Here is a 22,597-nt window from a genome sequence, read left to right as displayed (position 1 = left end):
CTCAAATGCCAAGTTCCCGAAGGGGGATACTATTAGCGGGGAAGCTGTTTCTGCGGTAGACGTATAAGCAACAACTTTAGCTGAGGGTTCGGTAAATACAGAAAACGCAAAAGGAGATTAAACGCTATGGCAGGTAAAGATTACATCGTAAAGGACATGTCCCTGGCTGACTGGGGACGCAAGGAGATGATCATCGCTGAGACCGAGATGCCGGGTCTCATGGCTATCCGCGAGGAGTACGCGAAGGATCAGCCGCTCAAGGGTGCCCGCATCGCCGGATCGCTGCACATGACTATCCAGACGGCCATGCTGATCGAGACCCTGACTGCTCTTGGCGCCGAAGTCCGTTGGGCATCCTGCAACATCTTCTCGACCCAAGACCACGCCGCGGCGGCCATCGCTGCAGCCGGCATCCCGGTCTTTGCCCACAAAGGCGAAACGCTGGCGGAGTACTGGGATTACACCCACAAGATCTTCGAATGGCACGACGGCGGCGCTCCCAACATGATCCTTGACGATGGCGGCGACGCAACCTTGCTGCTGCACCTTGGGTCGGAGGCCGAGAGCAATCCGTCCGTGGTGGAGAACCCGACCTGCGAGGAGGAGCAGTACCTCTTCGCCGCCATCAGGAAGCGGCTCTCCGAGAAGCCGGGCTGGTATTCCAAGACTGCCGCCAGCATCAAGGGCGTCACCGAAGAGACCACTACCGGCGTCCACCGCCTCTACCAGATGCACGAAAAAGGGACCCTCAAGTTCCCGGCGATCAACGTGAACGACTCGGTCACCAAGTCCAAGTTCGACAACATCTACGGCTGCCGCGAATCCCTGATGGACGGCATCAAGCGGGCAACGGACGTCATGGTCGCCGGCAAGGTGGCGGTAATCTGCGGCTACGGCGATGTCGGCAAGGGCTGCTCGCAGGCGATGCGCGGCCTCCAGGCCCAGGTCTGGGTCACCGAGGTCGACCCGATCTGCGCCCTTCAGGCGGCCATGGAAGGTTACAAGGTGGTCACCATGGAGTGGGCAGCCGACAAGGCTGATATCTTCGTGACCACCACCGGCAATATCGACGTCATCACCCACGACCATATGAAGGCGATGAAACACAACGCCATCGTCTGCAACATCGGGCACTTCGACAACGAGATCGAGGTCGCCAAGCTCAAGCAGTACAAGTGGGAAAACGTCAAGCCGCAGGTAGACCACGTGATTTTCCCGGACGGCAAGCGCATCATCCTGCTGGCTGAAGGTCGCCTGGTGAACCTCGGCTGCGCCACCGGCCACCCGTCCTTCGTCATGTCCTCCTCCTTCGCCAACCAGACGCTGGCCCAGATGGAGATCTTCTGCAACCCCGAGAAGTATCCGGTCGGCGTCTACACCCTGCCGAAGGAACTGGACGAGAAGGTGGCGCGCCTGCAGCTTAAGAACCTGGGGGCGATGTTGACCGAGCTCTCCGATGCCCAGGCGGCGTACATCGGCGTGAAGAAGGAAGGGCCGTACAAGTCGGCGCAGTACAGGTACTAAGACCGGAAACCTGAAAACGCGCGGGATAGAATCTGATAACTTCGGATTTCAATGCAGGGTGTAGTGTCTTCCCGAATTTGCTTGATCCGACTCGATCAGAAGTTTATCCCGCGCTATATGCCTTTTGACTTTGCTCTGGAAACAGAAAGGGCGCCGGTGCATTTCACCGGCGCCCTTCTTCATGCGTCCTGCTCTTTCTTCTTCTCTTTCCCCCGGTCCCCGGGGGAGCATGCCGGCGACATTCAGGTCTGCACCCCTAGACGCGGAAGGATATAGCGCTGCAGTACTACCCAGAAAACCCCAATTCCTACCAGGATCAGCAAGTCCTTCATACTTTCACCTCCTGAACCCATATACCACATATTCAATAAAATGTATATCTCTACCTCTTCATGCGTACGCTTCCCATGCCGATACGAACCCGCTATGTAACCGTTCGTTATTACTCCATGCTCCTCTGCGGGATGCCCGCCGCGCTCAGTTCCAGCACGATATCCTCCAGGTGGCCGAAGGACTCTGAGATCGCGCCCGGTGGCTTGGTGATCTCGAAAGACCACATCCCTTCCTGGTTTCCCCGGCCGATGGGGCTGGCGTTGAGAAGTGAAATCCTCCCGCATAGCTCGACCGGATGGACCGACCTGCGGTTTTCGACACGACCCAGCAGGCAGGCGGCACGCCCTGATTGATCCACCTCCACGCGTTGTCCCCACCTTTCGTACACCGCCTCATCGGGAATGCGGACCACCATGGACCAAGGGACTGCCCCGACTTCACCTATCAGCCACGCGCCGATGCCCTTCAATAGGGTGTTGTCGTGGCTGCGGAAGAGCTCAGGCGGGACCCTGAACCTGGCCGAGTAGCTCTCCCTTGACTGCTTCAGCACCGCCCACTGGGTGCGGCCCAGCAGGGAGCGGATGGAGACGACCCGGGTATAGACCTCCTCGTGCTGCTCGTAGCGGTTGAGCCACTCGCTCGCATTTCGGAGCCACACAGCGAGGTTCGTGATCGACTCCGCCAGCGTCTCCGCTTCAGTCGGCAGCGGCGAGGTCAGATCGCCGTGGGCGTAGAACTTCTGAAGCCCCTGCTCCACGACCCATGCGCGGTTGACCACTTCCTCGAAATCGCGGCAAAGGCGCGTCAGCACGAGGTCTCGCTGGTCGTTGAGGGCGAATGGCTGCCCCGGAGCGGAAAGCTCTTTTCTGTGCCGGACCGCCTCGGCCCGAAGCTCAAGGGTGCTTTTCGGGGCGCTCATAGCTGGGAATATGGCTTCAACCGGAGCTTCTGCGGTTTCGGCAGGGGCTTCGCCCTCTGGCGAGGGTTCTCCCTCGGATTGGGTCTCTTCTTCAGCAACCGGCTCTTCCGAAGGTGCTTCTTCCTCAGCGGGCGCGGTCTCTGTCTCAGCAGCCTCTTCCGGATGGTTCTGCCTGTCCAGAGCTATCTGCCTCTCCTGAGTTCTCAGGCCAAGCTGGAACTGGTTCCAGGCGTAATCAAGAGAGGAGAACTCCCTATGCTCTTCGATGCATCTTTCGATCAGGGTAAATGATTCTTCAAGGAGAGTTTTGACGTGCCAGGAGCGGTATTTTGCGGCCAGCACCCTCAGGTCGGGATGATACATGGCAATATTGCACGCCAGCTTACCCATTTTGTACCTCCTGGTCACTTGCCGGATTCAGTCAGCAGTGGAACAGTGGTTACTTCGAAAGGTGGCGGAACTATATTAACCTATCACACCCCGGCAACTGTTCAAGCAGAGAGGGTTTGCGGGTAGGAGCAGGAAGGGGCGAGGTTGACTACCTGATCGACCTCTTCCGCCACCAGGTCGACTTCTCTCAGGAAGATCAGGTCGACTTCACTTCCGGCAGCGATGAAACTCTCTTCGGAGGGGAGGGCGACCAGGGCATCGCACCTGGTCATGGTGCTGAGGACGCCGGTATGCTGGTCACCGGCGCAGAAGGCGAGATAGCGGCCATGCCGCTTTTTGATGGTGACCCGGATGAAGTTGAGCTTCCCCGGTTTCTTGTGGGCGTCTTCCGCCAGGATACCCTTTGCGAACGAGGGAATTACCTTCCGCTGTCCCATCATCCGCAGCAGGGCGGGCTTGACCAGCAGCTCGAAGGTGACCATGGTCGAGACGGGGTTCCCGGGGAGGGAGAAGATCGGCTTGTCCTGCCTGATGGCGAATGCGGTCGGACCGCCCGGCTTCATCTGGATCTTCCAGAAGACCTCGCGCGCTCCTGCCTCGGCCAAGACTTCCCTTACCAGGTCACGGTCTCCTGCGGAGACCCCGGCGGAAGTGATCAAGACGTCGCAGGCGAATCCCTGGAGGATCTTCTCCTGGTGGCTCTTCAGGTTGTCACGGGCGATGCCGATCAGGACGGGCTCGGCTCCGGCCTGCCGTACGGCGGCCGCCAGCGACAGGGCGTTGGAGTTGATCACCTTTCCCGGAGCCGGCGTCTCGCCGAGTTCTATCAGCTCGTCACCGGTGGAGAGGATGGCGACTCGCGCCTTGCGGAAGACCGGGATCAGCGCCTGTCCCATGGCAGCCAGCATGCCGACCTCGGAGGGACGGATGCGGGTTCCGGCCGCGAGTATCCTGGCTCCGGCGGCTACGTCTGCCCCCTTGATGCGGATATGCTGCCGCTGCAGGACCTTTCCGGTAATGAGGACATGATCCCCGTCCTCCTCGACCTCCTCGATCGGCACAACCGCGTTGCAGCCTTCGGGGATGGGGGCACCGGTCATGATCCTTACCGCGCACCCCGGTTCGAGGACGGGGGTGCTGGCATCGCCTGCTGGGAGGAAGGCGGTGACCCTCAGCCTGGTCTGGGTCCCCCCGCAGTCACATGCGCGGACGGCGAATCCGTCCATCGCGGAGTTGTCGAAGAAGGGCATGTCCCACGGCGCGGCAATGTCCCTGGCAGCCACCCTGCCTACCGATTCCATGAGAGGGACAGTTTCCTCTCCCAGGGGCTTGATGCAGGACAGAATGATATTGCGGGCTTCGTTAAAGGTAGGCACGGGAGACCTCCTCGACTGTCATCGAAGTCCCCCTTGAAGAAGGGGGATTTAAGGGGATTTGAAGGTGGTGCTACGAGAGGTCTTTGATTTGCGAGTCATCCTGTGCCAGTGCTAAATCCCCCCCGGCCCCCCTTTTTCAAGGGGGGAGGTAAGAGCGGGAGTTAGGCGGCGTGAACGAGCTCCAGCGGTACCTCGTACGGAATCTCGTGGACCTCCATCTCCAGGAGGTCGATGGATAGCTTGCGGTTGCGCAACAGCTCGCCCTTGCCGAGCAGGATCTTGCAGGCTTCGGCTACCTCGAGGCTCGCCACCACGGCCGGGGTGAAGGAGGGGTTGCCTAACTGCTGCTCGATGCCCTTGCCGGCGACCCAGTTCCGGTAGATGCTCTGGATGGTCGTGTCCCCGGGGAGCTGCGTCGCGACATTGCCGTACCAGCCGCCGATGGCCCCGTGGACCATGGGGATTCCGGCAGCGGTGCAGATCTCGGCGAGTTCCAACCGGTAGGAGATATTGTCGAGGGCGTCGACCGCCACCATCACGCCAGCCAGAAGGTCGAAGCCGTTGGCCAGGCAGAAGGCGTCCTTTACAGCTGTTACCGTGACGGCGGGGTTGATCTCGGCGACCCTGTCGATGGCAGCCTCGACCTTTGCCTTGCCGAGTGTGGCGGGGGTGGAGAGGATCTGCCGGTTAAGGTTGTGCTCCTCGAAGATGTCGGGATCGATGGCGACGATGTGACCTACTCCAAGGCGCGCCAGTTCCTCGATTACGTATCCACCCAGCCCGCCGCAGCCTATGACGGCGACCTTGCTCCGGAAGAGCTTCAACTGCTCTTCCAGCGAAATCATGTTCCTGTTGCGCTGGTAGCGCGCCGGGAAAATCCCGTGCTCCAGCGCCAGTCCCTCGACGGCTGCGAGGCCGAGATTGAACTCCTTGGCGGCGGCACATTGTGCGGCCCAGGGAAGGAGGCCATCCCGCGTCCAGTTCTGCAAAAACTCGATAGCAGTGTTCATATCACCCTCCTCCAACCAGCGGAAAGAGCGACAGAGTATCCCCGCCCCTCAGTTCCGAATCGAGGCTCCCGTGCCGGCCGTTGATCATGATGATCCCGATCTCTTCTTCGGTAAGCCCCAGGTCGAGCACCACATTGCGGCAGACGGTCCCTTCGGGGAGGTTTCTCTCCTCCGCCTTGAACCTGCCGTTTCTGAAGGTGGCGAATAGCTTGATAGTGACTTGCATGATGGCACCTGGTCTACATGTGGCTCTTACTACGGCTATCTTTTGCGTGCTTCGACAAGCTCAGCACGAATGGATTCACAGCGTTCAACAACTTCACCTTCCACTGACTACTTCACTTTCCACTGCCGTTAGTGTGTACCCAATCCGTTCGCCCTGAGCCTGTCGAAGGGCGCATTGTTTTGATTAAAAAACCCGGCGTGGCTGGTGCCACGCCGGGAGATGGTGTCGACTAGAAGTTCCAGAACTCGTCGATCTCTGCATCGGTGAAATCCCACACCGCGTTGTGCGGTGCCACGGGCTCGTTCTTGAAGAAGTCCGGCAGCCGGTCGTGCTGGCTGGTGAGGCCTGCCTCGATGTTGAACTGACGCTCCAGCTTCAGGATGTGCTTCCCGAGGTTGGTGACGTCGTCGCCGGTGAGGGCGATGCCGAAGCGGGCATTGATCATGTCGATCAGGGCCGGGAGGCACTCAGGGATGTCGAGAGCCGGGAAGGCGACGAAGATGCACATGCCGGTCGAGTCGACAGCGGCGGTGGCGATCTGCAGGTTGCGGGAGAGCTCGACCTGGCCGTCCTTCTTGAGCGGGTCCACGTAGCCGCCGACGTTGAGGATGTTGGTGGCGATGGTGTAGCCGGAGGTGTGGTCGGCGCCCATGGTGCTGGTGGCGTAGGTGATGCCGATCCCCTTGACGGAGCGGGGGTCGTAAGCCGGGATGGCCTGGTTCTTGACCACCGGTACGCGGGTCACGCCGTAAGCGCGTCCGACCGAGCCAGCGCCGCCGCCGAGGATGCGGCCAAGCGGGGTCCCTTTGGCGATCTCGTCGGTCAGCATGCGCAGCATGCCTTTGGAGTCGCCGAAGGGGAGGATGCCTGCTTCCATGGCCACGCCGAACATGACGGCGGTCTCGATGGAGTCGATCCCGATGTCGTCCATCAGGTTGTCGGCGAGGGCGATGTCGTCCAGGTTGTCGATGCAGCAGTCGGCGCCCAGGCCCCAGATGGTCTCGTACTCGAAGCCGGAGGTAACGTACTTGCCGTCCTTGTCGTTATAGACCTGCGAGCACTGGATGATGCAGCCGGCATGGCAGCCGTGCTTCGGCTTGCCGCCGCGGGCCTTGATGGTGTCGTACATGGTCTCGCCGGAGATCTTGTCGTGGGCTTCGAACTGGCCCGCGGTGAAGTTCCTGGTCGGGAGGCCGCCTGCCTCGTTGAGGATGTTGACCAGCACGTTGGTGCCGTAGGTGGGGAGGCCTTCGCCGCTGACCGGGTGATCCAGCAGCGCCTTGGCGAAGGTCCTGGCCGCGACCTTGAATTTGTCCGGATCGGCGATCTTCACGCCCGGGGCGCCCTTGTCGTCGATCGAGATGAATTTGATCTGCTTGGAGCCCATGACTGCGCCGAGACCGCCGCGGCCGTGGCTGCGGATCTTGCTGTCCGGGTCCTTGACCGACATGTTTGCTGCGGTCATCTTGAACTCGCCGGCCGGACCGATGGTGATGATGCCGGTCTTCTTGCCAAGCCTTGCCTCGACAGCGTCGATGACTGCGAAGTTCCCCAGGCCGAGAAGTTCCTTCTCTTCGCTGATGGTGATGCCGTCTACGGTCACGTTCAGGTTGTACCAGGCGTCGCCCTTGGGAGCGCCTTCGATGATGATGGCCTTGATGCCCATCTTGGCCAGCATCTGGGCTGCGGTGCCGCCGGCGTTGCTTTCCTTGATGCCGCCGGTCAGCGGGCTCTTGGCGCCGGCCGAGAGGCGGCCGGAGTTGGCTGCAGCGGTACCGGTAAGGAGGCCCGGTGCGAAGACCAGCTTGTTCTCGGCGCTCAGCGCGTGGCAGGAGGCCGGCACTTCAGCCGCCACGATGGTGGAGGTGAGGCCGCGACCGCCGAGCCCCGCCCAAGCTGCCGGGACTTCTTCGATCTTGCAAGTGAGGTCAGTCATGTTTACGCGAAAAATCTTGTCCATGCTCTTTCTAGCTCCCTCTATGTGTATTACTTCCGCCTGAGCGGAAGGTACTCCTTTCCAAAAGGGAGGCTCCGCCGTTTCCAGCGAAACCCGTTGGCCGGGCGCCATAAGGGTTTCCCTGTTAGGCAGCATGGCTCGGAGATTATCTGTTGCGCTCTTGATCCGGGTACTAAATTCCCCCTCCCTTGACGGGAGGGGGGGCTAGGGGGTGACCCCTTCCTACATTGCTGCCTTGAACATCTCGATGACCTGGTCAAGGGTTGCTTTGCGGGGGTTGGTGAACTGGCAAGCGTCTTTCTTTGCGTTTTCTGCCATGACCTTGAGGTCCTCTTCCTTCACGTTGAGGGCCTTGAGGCCGGTCGGGATGCCGATGGAAGCGGAGAGGCTGCGGATCCTGTCGATGGCTTTCTGGCCGGCTTCGGTGACGGAGAGGCCGTCGATGTTCTCGCCGAGGGCTTTTGCGATGTGGGCGAAGCGCTCCGGGCAGGCGATCAGGTTGTACTGGCTGACGGCCGGCAGCAGGATGGCGTTGCAGACGCCGTGCGGCAGGTTGTAGAAGCCGCCCAGCTGGTGAGCCATGGAGTGGACGTAGCCCAGGGAAGCGTTGTTGAACGCCATGCCTGCCAGGTACTCAGCGTAAGCCATCTTGTCGCGTGCCTCGAGGTCCTCACCGTTGGCAACAGCCTTGGAGAGGAAGCCTGCGATCAGTTCGATAGCCTTGATTGCGCAGGCGTCGGTGATCGGGGTGGCGATGGTGGAGACATAAGCCTCGACAGCGTGGGTCAGGGCGTCCATGCCGGTTGCTGCGGTCAGTGCCGCCGGTTTGCCGACCATGAGCAGCGGATCGTTGATGGCGACGTTCGGAGTGCAGCGCCAGTCGACGATGGCCATCTTCACGTGGGTGTCGGTGTTGGTGATGATGCAGAAACGGGTCATTTCGGACGCGGTCCCTGCGGTGGTGTTGATGGCAACGAATGCCGGCATCGGCTTGGTGCTCTTGTTGACGCCTTCGAAGTCGCGGATGTTGCCGCCGTTGCCGATGACCAGGCCTACGCCCTTGGCGCAGTCGTGGGAGGAACCGCCGCCCAAGGAGATGATGGCGTCGCAGCCGTTGTCCTGGTACACCTTCACGCCGTCATGCACGTTCTTGTCGGTCGGGTTCGGCTCGGCGCCGTCGAAAATGACAACCTTAACGCCGGCAGCTTCTACCTGCTCCTTCACCTTGTCGGCAACGCCCATAGCCGAGAGGCCTTTGTCCGTTACGAGAAGCGCTTTGGATGCGCCCAGCGCCTTAACCTGTCCGCCGGTCTCTTCTGCAGAGCCTATGCCCATGAGCGATACGGTCGGGATAAAAAATCCATACGTCTGTTTTCCAAGTGCCATCTTTCAATTCCCCCTGTGGTTTTGTTCGGGCGTTTCCGCCCGTGTGGTGGTAAAGGCCTGCAAATGACAGATACTGCATACGCTTTCGTAAAACGGTTTTCTAAGTCATCGCAAGCCTCGTACCATTATTTTACCGAAGCGACATTTTTCTCTCTGCCTTACTTCTTTTCTCAAAATACCGTATACTTATGATTCATTTGCTTTTCTGTCCCCCCCGGCTGCCCATAACCGGGCGTTCTGAAAGGGAACATGCGGAGTGTTCCACTTTGGAACGGCTGTCATCTTGTGGAACGCTTCCCCCCTTCAGGTTACCCGCCTTCCTTCCGCCTTCAATCTCCAGAGCTGAAATTTATGTAAATAGGTTTGTTTGCCCTGTATTCACCACCTTAGCTGGCCCCTAAAAGGGCGCTGCATTGATGGCGGTGCAGCGCGTCCACGAAATTGGTATCGATATTGCCTTGTGTATACAAATTCCTTTGCAACGGGTACCCGACCCTAATGACTATCGGGGGAGTGATGGCATGGAACTGATCGACACCTACGGCAGGCGAATAAACTACCTGAGGCTCTCCATTACCGACCGCTGCAATCTGCGCTGCTGCTATTGCATGCCGGCTGGCGGGGTAACCAAGATCGAGCATAAGGAGCTCCTCTCTTACGAGGAGCTTTACCGTGTCGCCAGCGCCGCTGTCGCCGAGGGGATCGAAAAGATCAGGGTGACGGGGGGGGAACCGCTGGTGAGAAGGGGAGTGACGGCATTCCTGGAGCGGCTGTCGGGCATTGCTGGGTTGAAGGAGCTGGTCCTGACCACCAACGGGGTGATGCTGGAAGAGCTGGCGCTCCCCCTGCGCAGGGCCGGGGTGGCACGGCTGAACATCAGCCTCGATTCTCTGAACAAGGAAACCTTCGCCATGATCACCCGCGGCGGAGACGTGGCCAAGGTCCTTGATGGTATCGCCGCGGCTGAAAGGGCGGGCTTCCCGCCGGTAAAGATAAATATGGTGGTGATGCGCGGGGTCAACGACTCCGAGATCCTCGACTTCGCCGCCCTCACCATCGACAAGCCCTGCACCGTTCGCTTCATAGAGTACATGCCGACGCTGCGTGATCACGGCTGGGATGCCCAGTGCATGTCCGGCAACGAGATCCTGGGAAGGATATCCCAGCGCTACCGGTTGCTCCCCCTGGTCGGGAGCGAGACCGCAGGCCCGGCCAGGAATTTCAAGATCGAGGGTGCAGCCGGTGCCATCGGCATCATCACCCCCGTCTCGGGCCACTTCTGTGAAAGCTGCAACCGGATCAGGGTGACAGCCACCGGCCTCGTGCGCGGCTGCCTCTTCTCGGGGGACGGCACCGATCTAAAACCCATCCTCGACAGCCCGGACCCCGACCTGCTGCGCGAAACCGTGCGGCGGATCGCGACCGACAAGCCCGGCCGCCACCAACTGGTGGAAGAGGGGGCGGAGAAACGGCTGGTGAACATGTCCAGGATAGGCGGGTGAAAAGGCGGTGAATGGTGAATGGTGAATGGTGAATGGAGCCACCAGCGGCTGAAAAATTCTGCAAGGAGGTAATGATGTCGGGTGTGATCGTGGCGGTAAGCATCAGCAAGGGGAAGGGAGAAAGGAAGAAGCCGGCTCCCTCGGTTCATCTGCGCGAAAACTACGGCATCATCGGCGACGGCCATGCCGGCGACTGGCACCGCCAGGTGAGCCTCCTGGCCCAGGAGAGCATTGACAAGATGCGGGCCATGGGACTGGACGTCGGCCCGGGAGATTTCGCCGAGAACATCACCACCCAGGGGATCGACCTGATGAACCTGCCGATCGGTTCCCAGCTGGCCATAGGGCCGGTGCTGCTGCAGATCTCGCAGATCGGCAAGGTCTGCCATACCCGTTGCGCCATCTACTACCAGGCGGGCGACTGCGTAATGCCCAAAGAAGGGGTCTTCGCCACCGTGCTCAGCGGCGGCGTCATCAGGCCGAACGATAAGATCGAGCTGCTGTCACAGGCGGCATAAAACACAGGACGTGGCTTTAAAGGGAGAGTGTCATGAAGGACAAGAGCAGCAGGAAGGGCAATATCATTTCGTTCCGTATGAGTGATGAAGAGCGCGAGATTATCCAGCAGCTGATGGACAGCAAGAACAAGAGGGCGTCGTCGATCATGCGCGAGGCTTTCAACCTCTTCAGGGAGCAGTGGGAGATGTCCAGGCGCATGGAGAGCCCGATCCAGAACTAGATCCTTTCACCTTTACTCAGTTACCGACTTCCGAGGATTTCATGTACGTTGTTGCTTGCATAAAGCAGGTTCCCGACACGACACAGGTGCAGATCGACCCGGTCACCAACACCCTCGTGCGTGACGGCATTCCATTTATTGTCAATCCTTACGATACCCACGCGCTTGAGGAGAGCCTCCGGATGAAGGCCCGCTACGGCTTCAAGGCCGCGGCTCTTTCCATGGGGCCTCCGAACGCGGAGGCGGCCTTGAGAAAGGCCCTGGCACTCGGTGTCGATCAGGCAGTCCTTCTTTCGGACCGTGCCTTCGGCGGCGCGGATACCCTTTCCACCAGTAATGTGCTGGCGGCCGCCATCAACAAGCTGTCCAAGGAAGACGAGGTCGGCCTCGTCTTCTGCGGCAAGCAGACCATCGACGGCGATACCGCCCAGGTCGGCCCCGGGATCGCCGTCAGGCTTGGCTTCTCCCAGTTGACCCTCGTGGACCGGATCGAGCATCTTGACTTCATGGCCAGGAAGATCCGGGTACGGCGCAAGCTGGAAGGGCGCTACGAGATCGTGGAGGCCAGGTTGCCGGCCATGATCACCGTGGTGCGGGAATTGAACCGGCCGCGTTACCCGACAGTCCCCATGCGCCTCAAGGCCCAGCAGGAGAAGGTGCAGGTCTGGGACAACAGTCACCTGCAGCTCGACGTGAACAGCATCGGCTTGAAGGGCTCGCCCACCTGGGTGAGCAGGATCTTCTCGCCCTCACGGACTCAGGGCGAGATGCTGGGAGACGGACTCGGCGATCCTGCCGGGACCGCTCGTCTCCTTATCGAGCGGCTGATGGCACGGGACGCGCTGGCGCTGTAATCAATAACGGCCGTCGGTCGGGTCATTCCTGAATAGCACCTTCCCCCACCCCCTGACCCCCTCCCTCAAGGGAGGGGGACTCAAAGCTCTCACTTTTCTACAAGGTGGCGACTCGAAGCTCTTCCCATATAACAAGGGGCGACTCGAAATGCTCCCCCCTTGATAAAGGGGGCAGGGGGGATTGGGACGAGTGAAAACAAGAAGAAGGGAAATAGATGACTGAGACAAAAGTGAAGATAAAGAAGCCACGCGGCAAGGTCAGGTTGTTACCGGGGAAATGCATCTCCTGCGGTGCCCGTTGCGAGAGCAGCTGTCCGGTGGACGGCATCCAGATGAACGAGGCCGGCGAGCCGCAGATCGTGCTGGAGAAGTGTATCGGCTGCCTCAAGTGCGTGAAAGCCTGCCCCGGCAACGCCCTTGAGATCTTCTATACGAAAGAGGAACTGGAGATACTCGCCGCACTGGCCGATCAGAAGGATGCACCCGAGGACGAGCTGGAGCCTGAGGAAAAGGCGCGCAGGGAACTGGTTGACGGCTATCGCGGGGTTTGGGTTTTCGTGGAACAGACCGAGGGCGAGGTCGCCAAGGTCTCTTGGGAGCTCCTTGGGAAGGGTGCGGAGTTGGCCAAGAAGCTGGGAGTTGAACTTTCGGCGGTGATTTTTGGCGACCGCGTCTCGCATATCTGTGCCGAGGCCTTCAGTTATGGCGCCAACAAGGCATACCTCATGGATCAGCCCGTGCTGCACCATTACAGGACCTACCCGTACCTGGACGCCCTTTGCTACCTGATCGAGAAGCACAAGCCGGAGGTTATCCTGATGGGCGCCACCGGCATGGGGCGCGACCTGGCGGGAGCCGTGGCTACCAGGGTCAAGACCGGACTAACCGCCGACTGCACCGGGCTCGACATCGACGGCAAGCGCAACCTCATGCAGACCCGTCCCGCCTTCGGTGGCAACATCATGGCCACCATCATGTGCGACCGTTTCCGGCCCCAGATGGCCACGGTCCGTTCGCACGTGATGCCGATGCCGCAGCGTTTTCCCGGGAAAAAGGGCATCATAGTCCCCGAGTCGCTCCCGATCAGAGAGGAAGATGTCTTCACCAAGGTCCTCAAGGTGATCCGTGACGCAAAGGGAGGCGAGGTCGATATTGCCGGCGCCGAATTCATCGTATCGGGCGGGCGCGGGATGATGGCCAAGGAAAATTTCTCCATTCTCCAGGAACTGGCTGACGAGCTGGGCGGCGTGGTGGGCGCCTCCCGCAGCGCGGTCGACGCCGGCTGGATGCCTGCCGACCGGCAGGTGGGACAGACCGGCAAGACCGTGCGGCCGAAGATCTACATCGCCTGCGGCATCTCTGGAGCCATCCAGCACCTGGTCGGGATGCAGGACTCCGATCTGATCATCGCCATCAACCGCGACAAGGAAGCTCCCATTTTCGAGGTCGCCAGCTATGGCATCGTCGGCGACGTCTTCGACATGGTACCGGCCCTGACCAGTCAGCTCCGTGAGATGAAAGCCGCCAAGGCAGCGTAATTTGCACCCTTCGACATGCTCAGGGTGGACGGGGGGGGCTCAGGGGAACTCCGTTCATGCTGCGACTGGGGACCTGCCGTTCATGCTGCGACCGGGGACCTGCCGTTCATGCTGCAACCGGGGACCCGCCGTTCATGCTGCGACCGGGGACCCGCCGTTCATGCCGCGACCGGGGACCCGCCGTTGATGCCGCCACCGGGAACCCCCGTTCATGCTGAGCAACATGATTGGCCGTTCGTGCTGAGCCTGTCGAAGCACGCATTACAGTGGTTCTTAAAGCCACGGCTTTGCTTGAACCACCTGATATCTAGGAAGGAAATCCTGCTATGCAACCAAATCCGATCGCCTTTACTCCTTTGCTGGTAGTTGCCGGCCTGCTCTTTACCTGGAGCTGCTACCGCCGCCTGAGCCTGGTCAACATCGGGACCGCCGAAGACAGGTTCTCCCGCGCCGCGGATCGCCTCAAGGAGATGCTCCTCTTCGCCTTCCTCCAGAGGCGCGTTGTCAGCCGCCCCTTCGGCATCAACCATGTCTTCATCTTCTGGTCGTTCCTGGTGCTCGCGCTCGCTAACGCCGAATTTCTGATCTCCGGCGTCTTGCCGGCGGTGAAATTTTCAGCTTTGCCGGCAGTCATCTACAACCCGCTGGTCTTCGCCTTCGACGTGGTCTCCCTCTGCGCCCTTTGCGCGGTAGTTGTCGCCATCATCAGGAGGGTCGTCGCTCCTCCCTACGAGGAAGCCCGCACCGGGGAGGCTTTTGCCATCCTCTCCATGATCGGCATCTTGATGCTGGCCTTTTTTACCTATCATGCTGCCGACATAGCGTTAGGCGTCGAGCCGGCGGCGGCTGCCATGCCGATCTCCGCGGCTTTGGCCTCGCCCCTGTCCAACCTCTCCGATGTAGCGCTGACATCGATCGCTTACGGAGCCTGGTGGCTGCACGCCGTCGTGTTGCTGGCCTTCCTCAACTACCTCCCTTACAGCAAGCACATGCATATCCTGGCGGCGATCCCCAACTGCTACTTTAAAGAGCTTGAGACTCCGAACACTCAGCCGCGCGAGGAATTTGCCGAGGAAAACTCCTACGGTGCCGGTCGCGTCGACCGCTTCTCCTGGAAAGATCTTTTCGATTCCTTCGCCTGCACCGAGTGCGGCCGCTGCGAGAAAGGGTGCCCGGCTGCGACCACAGGCAAGGCCCTCAATCCGCGTGTTCTCATGCACGTCATCAAGGAGAACCTGCTGGCCAACGGTCCGCAGTTGCAGCATGGCGGCTCCCCGCCCGTCTCTTTAATCGGCGAGGGGGAGGGGAGCATCAAGCCCGACGCCATCTGGTCCTGCACCACCTGCGGCTCCTGCCTGGCCGCCTGCCCTGTTTTCAACGAGCAGATGCCGAAGATCGTCAAGATGCGCAGGCACCTGGTGCAGATGGAGGCCGACTTCCCCGAGGAACTGCTGAACCTCTTCGAGAACATGGAGCAGCGCAGCAATCCGTGGGGGATCGCACCGGGCGAACGCGGCAAGTGGGGAAGCGCCCTGGAGGTGAAAAGCTTCGACGCCGACAGCACCGAGTATCTCTTCTACGTGGGATGCGCCGGCTCGTTCGATTCCCGCAGCAAGCAGGTAACACACGCCATGGCGCAGATCCTCGACGCCGCCGGGGTCTCCTGGGGGATACTGGGCAAGGAGGAGAAGTGCTGCGGGGACAGCCTGCGCAGGCTGGGGAACGAGTACCTCTTCGACAAGACCGCCAGGGAGAACGTGGCTCTCTTCAAGGAGAAACGGGTGACGAAGGTCATTACCCAGTGCCCGCATTGCTTCACGACGCTTAAGAACGACTACCGGCAGTACGGCCTCGAGCTGGAGGTCATCACCCACGCCCAACTCATCGAGTCGCTGATCGCGCAGCGGAAACTTCCGCTCGACGCCGGGATTTCCCAGAGCGGTAAAACCGTCTTCCACGACTCCTGTTACCTCGGCAGGCACAACTCGGTCTATGATGCCCCCCGCTCGGTCATTGCCGGAGCGACCGGGCGTGCACCGCTCGAGATGGAAAGGAAACGCGAGAACTCCTTCTGCTGCGGCGCAGGCGGAGGTCGGATGTGGATGGAAGAGCACCAGGGCGAGAGGATCAACCTGAACCGCGTCGACGAGGCTTTGGCGACTTCCCCCGACACCATCTGCGTTACCTGCCCCTTCTGCATGACCATGATGGAGGACGGGGTCAAGGAGCGCGGTAACGGCAAGGTCAGGGTCAGGGACGTGGCCGAGGTAGTGGCCGAGACGCTGGTGCGGTTTTAGTTTTAGGGACAGGGGATTAGGGACTCGGGATTGGGGAGATAACTCCCTGTCCGCGAGTCCCCAGTCCCCCCAGTCCTAGCCCCAAGACTTTCTAGCCCCTAGCCCCCAGCCCCTAGTCTCTCTAGCCCCCAGTCCCTAGTCCCTAGTCCCGTTTTATGGAGGCACAAATGTCTTCTCATCAGACCAACGCAGTGCCGAACCTCTTGCCGGATCTGGAACCGGCGCTGAGGGAGTACCCCTCGAAGCTGTTCGTGGAGGCAACCAGCCGCTGCAACCTAAGCTGCGTCATGTGCATGAAGCAAAACGGCGGGGGGATGGGCGATGGGGATCTCGATCACAGCACCTTCCGCGCTCTCGAACCGGCCTTCGGCAACCTCGATGCCCTGGTGCTCAACGGGGTAGGGGAGCCGCTGCTGAATAACCGGCTGGAGCAGTTCATAAGCCGGGCGAAGAAGCTCATGCCCGGCGGCAGTTGGATAGGATTCCAGTCCAACGGTCTCCTCCTTTCCAACCTGCGGGCCATATCGCTTCTCGATGCCGGCATCGACCGGATCTGCCTTTCCATGGACGGCGTCGACGACTCCACCTTCCAGTCCATCCGTACCGGAAGCGAGCTCGAGGACCTGGAGCAGGCCTGCTCGTCGCTGGTCGCGGCCAAGAGGGTCTGCGGACGGCCGGAGATGGAGATCGGGGTAGAGTACGTCGTCATGCGTGACAACCTCGCTCAACTCCCCGCCGCCCTGGCCTGGGCCGCCGAGCGGGGGGCAACCTTCGCGCTGGTCTCACACCTGCACCCCTTCGACGAACAGCACCTCGACCAGTGCAGCTATGACCTCTGTACCGATGAGGCCATCGCGCTCTTCCACAGCTGGAAGAGCAAGGCGGACCTCAAGGGGATCGACATCGGGCGCTACTTCGAGGTGCTCTGGAGTTACCGCAAGTCCGAGGAAAACAGGGCCATCGTCGACTTCGTGGCGGCCATGAAATCGGATGCGCAGCAGCGAGGGATCACCCTGGACCTGAAGAGGCTCCTCTCCATCGATTCCGGACGCATCGAAGAGAGCCAGCATGTCTTCGAGGAGGCCATGAAGCTGGCCCGGAGGGTCGGACTCGACCTGCGGCTCCCCGAGGTGACCAGACGCGAAAAGCGCAGCTGTGCCTTCATCGAAGGAGGGTCTCTCTTCGTCTCATGGAACGGCCTGGTCCATCCCTGCTATCACCTCTGGCATCAATGCCGCTCGTATGCCACTGGGTGGTTGCATCCGGTGAAGCCGCTGATCTTCGGCAACGTCGCCGAGCGGGGGATTCTTGATATCTGGAACGGTTGCGAGTTCAGACGCTACCGCGAGAACGTCCTCAGGCACGACTATCCCTCCTGCGCGGAGTGCAACTGCTCGCCGTGCGACCTGGTCCAGAAGGAGGAATTCGACCAGGACTGCTACATCAACTCGGAGCCGTGCGGCAGCTGCCTGTGGAGTTCCGGAGTCTTTCGTTGTCTCGATTAGGGCAGACCGGACCTTCTTTATCCTCTTTGTTGTTGACGTAAGCGTCCGGAAAACTGAAACATTCTGGCCGGGGGGCGTCGTTTTAATTGTTGACAAAAAGGCTGGCAAAAGGCGATAGTCTCATGAGCCGTATACGGTACGGTTCGAACTCTTGAGAGGTTATTACCATGTCGTCTAACGCTCTTGAAGTCACACCGAAAGCCTGGAGCCTGTACGTCGAGAAGGAAATTCTGGACTTGCAGCTGTTGAGGCCGGAAGTTGCGAACTCCTGGCAGCGCTGCCGCAGCCTGAAGGTTGATCCCTACCACGAGGAGCACTGCGTGGTGAACCTCCCCGAACTGCGCGAGCGGAGGTTCAGCAAGCAGCACCTGCTGAAGGTCGCCCGCCCGTTCATGGACAACCTTTACAATTTCGTGAAGGGCTCCGGGTTCCAGGTCGTGCTGACCGACGAGTATGGATATCTCCTCGAGGTGCTGGGCGACAACGAGATCGTTTCCCGTACCAAGAGCGTGCTCCTTTGCCCCGGCGGCAACTGGAGCGAGGCGGCCAAGGGGACCAACGCCATCGGCACCGCGGTGGTCGAGCGGCGGCCGGTCCAGATCTACGCCTGGGAACACTACTGCAAGGAGCACCACTTCCTCACCTGTTCCGCAGCCCCCATCTTCGATCCCGACGGCGATCTCATCGCCATCCTCGACATAAGCGGCGATTATCGCGTCGCCAACGCCCACACCCTCGGCATGGTGGTCTCCGCTGCCAACGCGGTCGAAAACCAGCTCCGCCTCCTGCGTGCCACCGACAAGCTCTACGTGGCCTACCGCTACTCCAACGCCCTGATAGAAAACATGTCGGATGGCCTCATCTCCATCAACAACAGCGGCATCATCACCGAGATCAACGCCAAGGGCGCGGAGATCTTTGGCATCACCCCGTCGCGGGCCAAAGGGCGGCACATCGAGCAGGTCATCGACCGTCCCCCGATGCTGAAGGTGCTGACCGACGGCGAAGAGTACGACGACCGCGAGATCATCATCGAGAAGGTCGGGCGCAAGATCTACAGTTCGGCTTCCCTTTTGCGGGATGATTCCGGCGGTGTCATCGGTGTGGTGGCGGTCTTCCGGGAGAGCGACAACCGCCAACCGCAGAAGCGTCCCACCGTCATGCATTCGCATTGCTACACCCTGGACGACATCATCGGCGAATCGCCTGCCATCGCATCGGCAAAGGAATGGGCAAGGCTCGCGGCCGACAGCCCATCGACCGTGCTTATCAACGGCGAAAGCGGCACCGGGAAGGAGCTCTTTGCCCAAGCGATTCACAACGCCAGTCCGCGCCGGGGGCGGCAGTTCATCGCCCTGAACTGCGCGGCACTTCCGGAAAACCTGATCGAGAGCGAGCTCTTCGGTTACGAGGAAGGGACCTTCACCGGGGCCAAAAAGGGCGGGCAGGCAGGGAAGTTCGAGGTCGCCGACGGCGGCACCATCTTCCTGGACGAGATCGGGGACATGTCGCTGAACGTGCAGTCCAAGCTTTTGCGCGTGCTGCAGGAGAAGAAGGTTTCCAGGATCGGGTCGGCTCGTGAGAAGTCCGTGGACATCCGTGTCATAGCGGCCACCCACAAGGACCTGCAGGAGGAGGTACAGAAGGGGAACTTCAGGCAGGACCTCTATTACCGCTTGAACGTGCTGGGGATGAGGATTCCGGCACTGAGGGAGAGGACGGAGGACTACGAGCTACTCACCCGGCACCTGGTCCAGAAGCTCTGTGAGAAGGTAGGAAAGCCGATGGTCGGCATGGAAGGCGGTTTCCTGAAGAAGATAGAAAGCCACAGCTGGCCGGGGAACATAAGGGAGCTCGAGAACGCCCTGGAGAGGGCGATCATCCGCTCCGGTCCCCGCGGCATGCTGACACCGGAGCTGCTGGATTTCGGGCAGATTGCACAGGTGGTGACGGTCCAGCCGAAGCCGGCGGAGATATCATCGCTTCGAGACGCCGAGAAGCAGCTGATCAGCGATGCCCTGGCCTTCTACGACGGCAACATCCAGAAGGCCTCCAGCAAACTCGGCATCGGCAGGAACACCATGTACAGGAAGATGAAGGAGTACGGAATTTAAAGTCCCCCTTTAACAAAGGGGGATTTAGGGGGATTTGGTTTTCGTTTCCCATGAGGCAGTATAGGCAACCGCCCGAGGCAAATCCCCCCGCCCTCCCTTTTTCAAGGGGGGAGGTTAGAAGCCCCTAGCCCCTAGTTCACATATCCCCCGCCAACTCCTGCAGCAGATAGAGCTTCACATTAACCTTCCGCACGCATTCGACCACTTCCCGCAGCTGTTCCTCATCGAGGCCACACTCTTCATCCACGCCCTGAAAGTACGGGTAGCCCTTCGGAAGCGGAGTCAGCGCGCCGTCGCGCAGCAGCATGGCATCGACCATGTCGTTGACGCGTCCCTCGGCCTCCCACGGATCACGATAGTTGAACTGCCGCGCCACCACGTGAAGTCCCATGCCATTGTCGAAGAGCGCCTTGACCTCGAAGGAGAATTCTCGCGGCGCTCCATAGCTCTCGCTCCGGCCGGAGCGCACCATTACCTGGGCACCCGCCTCCCTCAGCAGGTCCGCCACCGATTCGGCGGTCATCGGCTCGTATTCCGTTTCGTCCATTCTTAAACCTCCAGTCGCAACTCGATCCCCCAAGACACCTGTTTCTCGCCTTTCGCCGTCAACACCCAGAGGGTCGGCAACTCCATCTGCTCGGGTGCGGGGCCTACGCCGTCGGTGAGATAGATCACCGCTGCCGGAGGTGGCTGCATGGTCCTCGCATAATCGAAGACCGGGCGCAGATCGGTGAAGCCGCCCCCGTCGTAGCGCTCAGCGTGAAACGATGATCCGCGGAACGCCTCGACCTGCTGGATCCTGCTGTTGGCGTAAAGTACGGTGATGGTGGCGTCGCGGCCCCTGGCGATCTGCACCAGCTCCCGCCCGAAGGCCTCCCGCAATTCCACGATATTGGTGGAGTCGCTGACGTCGATGCCGACCAGCAGGTTCAATCGGTGGCGCTTTCTCGATCCCGGGGTGTCATGGCCGAAACGGCGATGCTGACGCATCCAGGTGCTTTTTCTTCCAACGCGGCCGGCGGTGGCCACGAACTGCCGCAATATCTGTCGCCACGGGATCGGCGAGGGAACGAGCAGGCTCTCCACCACTTCCCTGATTTCGGCGGGTGACTCCCCGTCGCTGCCCCTCAGGCTCTCGCGGGTCACCGCACGCACCATCTCCTCGGCCAGTGTCACAGGGGTGCTGTTGGCGTCGTCCCATATACCGTGGTCGTCAAGGGGCGCGGGTAGGGGCTGGCGCTCTCCCTCCCCGGCTGCGCCGCGATTCTCGACTTCCGCATCGCCATATCCGCTTCCGTCCAGGTTGCCGATATCGAAAGGTGCCGCAAGCTCCGCGTAATACTCCTCGGCCGCCAATCCGTCGTCCATGCCGAACTCGGCGGGGTAAACGGCACCTTCAGGGAGTCCGGCGGTAGAAGGATTGATAGCCAGGTCGCAGGCGACATCCCAGTCGTGCTGGTTCCGGTCCTTGCGGCGCAGCATGTGCAGATGGAGCAGATGCTTTACCAGGTGCTCAAGGAGGGCTACCTGCTCACCGGCTGAAAGCCGCGCAAAGGAGGCTGGATCCATGGCCAGCGTCGGGACGCCGTTGCGTATGGTGATCCCCGCAGGCTTGCCATCGAGGGGCCGCTCTTCCCGGCGCAGGTTGAGGATGAAGTGGCCGTAGAATGGATGCTCCCGCAGAAGCCGTACCACAGCTTTTTCGAGGCCATCGGCTGCCATGGACGTCAGTAGGCCTCCCGGGTGATGGCCTGCATGGCGTCGAAGATCACGCTGTCGTGCTGATCTTTAACCAGCGCCAGTGCGACCTCCGGGATCTTGAGGAGGCTCTTGACGAAGCCAAAGCAGAGGTCCCGCGGGAGCACGGAGATGTAGGCCACCAGATTTTCCTCCTGCGCCTCGGCCAGCACCGGCGATGCTTTCAATGTGGCGCTCAGGTCGTTGATGGTGGCGGCCTGCATGTCGTCGCGCTGATTGTGCGCACGCTCGGCAACCTTGGGCCATTCGTTGAGCACCTCCCGCGCGGTCAGGGGGCGCCCCTTCTGGTCGGACAGCCATCGCATGAAAGTGATGGCCGCCTCCTTGCCGACGATGCCGGCGTAGACCTCCATCTCGAGATCCTTGGGGAGCCTGCAGTTCCTTTTCACGGTGCTGACCATCTCCCAGCCTCGCTCGGTCGGCTCCACCTGCAGGTCCATCGGTTGTCCCTGTTTAGCAAGCATCCCGCTGTTCCCCGCCAGGAACTGCCGCACCTCGGTGGACAATTCCCGCTCGGCGGCATAGCGAGACCAGCACTGATAATCCGATTCGACGTAGATCATCACCATCCGGTCGATCAGGGCGCGGTCGAGGGTCGCCACCTGGTAGCTCCCGTCAGGCGGGTTGATGCTCACCACGACCTTGTGCCGCCTGGAAAGGCGGTGGGTGTGAAGGGCCCTTTGCATCCCCTCGGAGGGGGGCTCGACGAACTGGAAGATGGCCTGCAGGGTATCCTCCTGCTGCGCCCGGTTCAGCTCGTCGCAGTGGATCACCGTCGCCGGGTCGTCATCACCCGGAATCCACGAGGGGCGGGACCAGTGCATGACGTCGCCGCTTCGGTAGGGGATGCCGACCAGATCGCCGACCTCCATCTGTCCGAGTCGAAGCGAGACATAGCGCCGGTCCAACTCACGGCAGGCCTGGATGATCCCAGCCGTCTTGCCGACGCCACGATGGCCAACCACGCAAGGGGTGAGATCGGTCTTGGCGAGGATCTCCTTCACCACCACTTTCATCTGTTCAACGTTCATGGCTTCCCAACCCACCTCCAAAGGCGATTTGACACTCATCCGGCCAATACTGCAACCTCTCATGATTGGCAGCTAGCCAGAAGTGTCTTATCTTACACAGTTGTCAAACTCCGTGAAAGAGGGAAATTCACTCTCTAA

18 protein-coding genes and 1 riboswitch are annotated in these 22,597 nt (G+C 60.7%); of the genes, 9 read left to right on the top strand and 9 right to left on the bottom strand.

Features of this window, described 5'->3' with window-relative positions:
- Window positions 1-126 precede the first annotated feature (126 nt).
- On the top strand, window positions 127-1,524 hold the full coding sequence (gene ahcY / locus AC11W3_RS20290; RefSeq protein WP_484091250.1) for an adenosylhomocysteinase: 1,398 nt from the start codon (window positions 127-129) through the stop codon (window positions 1,522-1,524).
- 442 nt (window positions 1,525-1,966) lie between these two features.
- On the opposite strand, the gene AC11W3_RS20285 is transcribed toward ahcY, so the two are convergent.
- From AC11W3_RS20285 to AC11W3_RS20260, 6 genes are all read right to left on the bottom strand, one after another.
- Window positions 1,967-3,166, bottom strand: coding sequence for a hypothetical protein (locus tag AC11W3_RS20285; RefSeq protein WP_484091251.1), 1,200 nt, complete (start codon window positions 3,164-3,166; stop codon window positions 1,967-1,969).
- A 101-nt stretch (window positions 3,167-3,267) separates the two neighbouring features.
- Window positions 3,268-4,542, bottom strand: a complete 1,275-nt coding sequence (locus tag AC11W3_RS20280; RefSeq protein WP_484091252.1) for a molybdopterin molybdotransferase MoeA — start codon at window positions 4,540-4,542, stop codon at window positions 3,268-3,270.
- Between the two features lie 161 nt (window positions 4,543-4,703).
- A complete protein-coding gene (locus tag AC11W3_RS20275) occupies window positions 4,704-5,552 on the bottom strand; it encodes a HesA/MoeB/ThiF family protein (protein WP_484093644.1) in 849 nt (282 codons plus the stop codon).
- A gap of 1 nt (window position 5,553) precedes the next feature.
- On the bottom strand, window positions 5,554-5,778 hold the full coding sequence (locus AC11W3_RS20270) for a MoaD/ThiS family protein (RefSeq protein WP_484091254.1): 225 nt from the start codon (window positions 5,776-5,778) through the stop codon (window positions 5,554-5,556).
- A 229-nt stretch (window positions 5,779-6,007) separates the two neighbouring features.
- Window positions 6,008-7,738: an aldehyde ferredoxin oxidoreductase family protein gene (locus tag AC11W3_RS20265; protein WP_484091255.1), complete on the bottom strand. Its 1,731-nt coding sequence runs from the start codon at window positions 7,736-7,738 to the stop codon at window positions 6,008-6,010.
- A gap of 34 nt (window positions 7,739-7,772) precedes the next feature.
- Window positions 7,773-7,890, bottom strand: a riboswitch (molybdenum cofactor riboswitch).
- 67 nt (window positions 7,891-7,957) lie between these two features.
- Window positions 7,958-9,121 (bottom strand): iron-containing alcohol dehydrogenase, encoded by a 1,164-nt coding sequence (locus AC11W3_RS20260; protein ID WP_484091256.1) that lies wholly within the window; start codon window positions 9,119-9,121, stop codon window positions 7,958-7,960.
- A 521-nt stretch (window positions 9,122-9,642) separates the two neighbouring features.
- On the opposite strand from AC11W3_RS20260, the gene moaA reads away from it, so the two are divergent.
- The 8 genes from moaA to AC11W3_RS20220 all read left to right on the top strand — a co-directional run bounded on the left by moaA (window position 9,643) and on the right by AC11W3_RS20220 (window position 19,670).
- Window positions 9,643-10,623 carry a GTP 3',8-cyclase MoaA gene (gene moaA / locus AC11W3_RS20255; protein ID WP_484091257.1) on the top strand — a complete coding sequence of 327 codons (981 nt, stop codon included), beginning with the start codon at window positions 9,643-9,645 and terminating at the stop codon, window positions 10,621-10,623.
- A gap of 74 nt (window positions 10,624-10,697) precedes the next feature.
- Window positions 10,698-11,141: an MOSC domain-containing protein gene (locus AC11W3_RS20250; protein WP_484091258.1), complete on the top strand. Its 444-nt coding sequence runs from the start codon at window positions 10,698-10,700 to the stop codon at window positions 11,139-11,141.
- Between the two features lie 32 nt (window positions 11,142-11,173).
- Entirely contained in the window at window positions 11,174-11,362 is a 189-nt protein-coding gene (locus AC11W3_RS20245) for a hypothetical protein (protein ID WP_484091259.1), read from the top strand.
- Between the two features lie 41 nt (window positions 11,363-11,403).
- Window positions 11,404-12,216 (top strand): electron transfer flavoprotein subunit beta/FixA family protein, encoded by an 813-nt coding sequence (locus AC11W3_RS20240; protein WP_484091260.1) that lies wholly within the window; start codon window positions 11,404-11,406, stop codon window positions 12,214-12,216.
- Window positions 12,217-12,431: 215 nt separating this feature from the next.
- Entirely contained in the window at window positions 12,432-13,754 is a 1,323-nt protein-coding gene (locus AC11W3_RS20235; RefSeq protein WP_484091261.1) for an FAD-binding protein, read from the top strand.
- A gap of 326 nt (window positions 13,755-14,080) precedes the next feature.
- On the top strand, window positions 14,081-16,051 hold the full coding sequence (locus AC11W3_RS20230) for a (Fe-S)-binding protein (protein ID WP_484091262.1): 1,971 nt from the start codon (window positions 14,081-14,083) through the stop codon (window positions 16,049-16,051).
- 167 nt (window positions 16,052-16,218) lie between these two features.
- Window positions 16,219-17,556: a radical SAM/SPASM family putative metalloenzyme maturase gene (locus AC11W3_RS20225; protein ID WP_484091411.1), complete on the top strand. Its 1,338-nt coding sequence runs from the start codon at window positions 16,219-16,221 to the stop codon at window positions 17,554-17,556.
- 167 nt (window positions 17,557-17,723) lie between these two features.
- Window positions 17,724-19,670 carry a sigma-54-dependent Fis family transcriptional regulator gene (locus tag AC11W3_RS20220; protein ID WP_484091410.1) on the top strand — a complete coding sequence of 649 codons (1,947 nt, stop codon included), beginning with the start codon at window positions 17,724-17,726 and terminating at the stop codon, window positions 19,668-19,670.
- A gap of 136 nt (window positions 19,671-19,806) precedes the next feature.
- Here the strand turns inward: AC11W3_RS20220 and AC11W3_RS20215 are convergent, their stop codons facing one another.
- The 3 genes from AC11W3_RS20215 to AC11W3_RS20205 are packed head-to-tail and all read right to left on the bottom strand — an operon-like array spanning window position 19,807 to window position 22,459.
- Entirely contained in the window at window positions 19,807-20,217 is a 411-nt protein-coding gene (locus tag AC11W3_RS20215; RefSeq protein ID WP_484091409.1) for a hypothetical protein, read from the bottom strand.
- A gap of 2 nt (window positions 20,218-20,219) precedes the next feature.
- Window positions 20,220-21,392, bottom strand: a complete 1,173-nt coding sequence (locus AC11W3_RS20210) for a vWA domain-containing protein (RefSeq protein WP_484091408.1) — start codon at window positions 21,390-21,392, stop codon at window positions 20,220-20,222.
- Window positions 21,393-21,397: 5 nt separating this feature from the next.
- Window positions 21,398-22,459: a hypothetical protein gene (locus tag AC11W3_RS20205; protein WP_484091407.1), complete on the bottom strand. Its 1,062-nt coding sequence runs from the start codon at window positions 22,457-22,459 to the stop codon at window positions 21,398-21,400.
- Between the last annotated feature and the right edge of the window lie 138 nt (window positions 22,460-22,597).

Source organism: Geomonas sp. (genome assembly GCF_056994735.1).
The sequence above is the reverse complement of the archived record's forward strand: the minus strand, read 5'-3'. Positions and strand labels throughout refer to the sequence as shown.

What these genes read in the sequence shown, in the direction of transcription:
- AC11W3_RS20270 (WP_484091254.1), bottom strand. Translation starts at nt 5,778, where the DNA reads ATGCAAGTCACTATCAAGCTATTCGCCACCTTCAGAAACGGCAGGTTC.
- AC11W3_RS20230 (WP_484091262.1), top strand. Translation starts at nt 14,081, where the DNA reads ATGCAACCAAATCCGATCGCCTTTACTCCTTTGCTGGTAGTTGCCGGC.
- ahcY (WP_484091250.1), top strand. Translation starts at nt 127, where the DNA reads ATGGCAGGTAAAGATTACATCGTAAAGGACATGTCCCTGGCTGACTGG.
- AC11W3_RS20265 (WP_484091255.1), bottom strand. Translation starts at nt 7,738, where the DNA reads ATGGACAAGATTTTTCGCGTAAACATGACTGACCTCACTTGCAAGATC.
- AC11W3_RS20220 (WP_484091410.1), top strand. Translation starts at nt 17,724, where the DNA reads ATGTCGTCTAACGCTCTTGAAGTCACACCGAAAGCCTGGAGCCTGTAC.
- AC11W3_RS20285 (WP_484091251.1), bottom strand. Translation starts at nt 3,166, where the DNA reads ATGGGTAAGCTGGCGTGCAATATTGCCATGTATCATCCCGACCTGAGG.
- AC11W3_RS20205 (WP_484091407.1), bottom strand. Translation starts at nt 22,459, where the DNA reads ATGAACGTTGAACAGATGAAAGTGGTGGTGAAGGAGATCCTCGCCAAG.
- moaA (WP_484091257.1), top strand. Translation starts at nt 9,643, where the DNA reads ATGGAACTGATCGACACCTACGGCAGGCGAATAAACTACCTGAGGCTC.
- AC11W3_RS20225 (WP_484091411.1), top strand. Translation starts at nt 16,219, where the DNA reads ATGTCTTCTCATCAGACCAACGCAGTGCCGAACCTCTTGCCGGATCTG.
- AC11W3_RS20260 (WP_484091256.1), bottom strand. Translation starts at nt 9,121, where the DNA reads ATGGCACTTGGAAAACAGACGTATGGATTTTTTATCCCGACCGTATCG.
- AC11W3_RS20215 (WP_484091409.1), bottom strand. Translation starts at nt 20,217, where the DNA reads ATGGACGAAACGGAATACGAGCCGATGACCGCCGAATCGGTGGCGGAC.
- AC11W3_RS20210 (WP_484091408.1), bottom strand. Translation starts at nt 21,392, where the DNA reads ATGGCAGCCGATGGCCTCGAAAAAGCTGTGGTACGGCTTCTGCGGGAG.
- AC11W3_RS20245 (WP_484091259.1), top strand. Translation starts at nt 11,174, where the DNA reads ATGAAGGACAAGAGCAGCAGGAAGGGCAATATCATTTCGTTCCGTATG.
- AC11W3_RS20235 (WP_484091261.1), top strand. Translation starts at nt 12,432, where the DNA reads ATGACTGAGACAAAAGTGAAGATAAAGAAGCCACGCGGCAAGGTCAGG.
- AC11W3_RS20275 (WP_484093644.1), bottom strand. Translation starts at nt 5,552, where the DNA reads ATGAACACTGCTATCGAGTTTTTGCAGAACTGGACGCGGGATGGCCTC.
- AC11W3_RS20240 (WP_484091260.1), top strand. Translation starts at nt 11,404, where the DNA reads ATGTACGTTGTTGCTTGCATAAAGCAGGTTCCCGACACGACACAGGTG.
- AC11W3_RS20250 (WP_484091258.1), top strand. Translation starts at nt 10,698, where the DNA reads ATGTCGGGTGTGATCGTGGCGGTAAGCATCAGCAAGGGGAAGGGAGAA.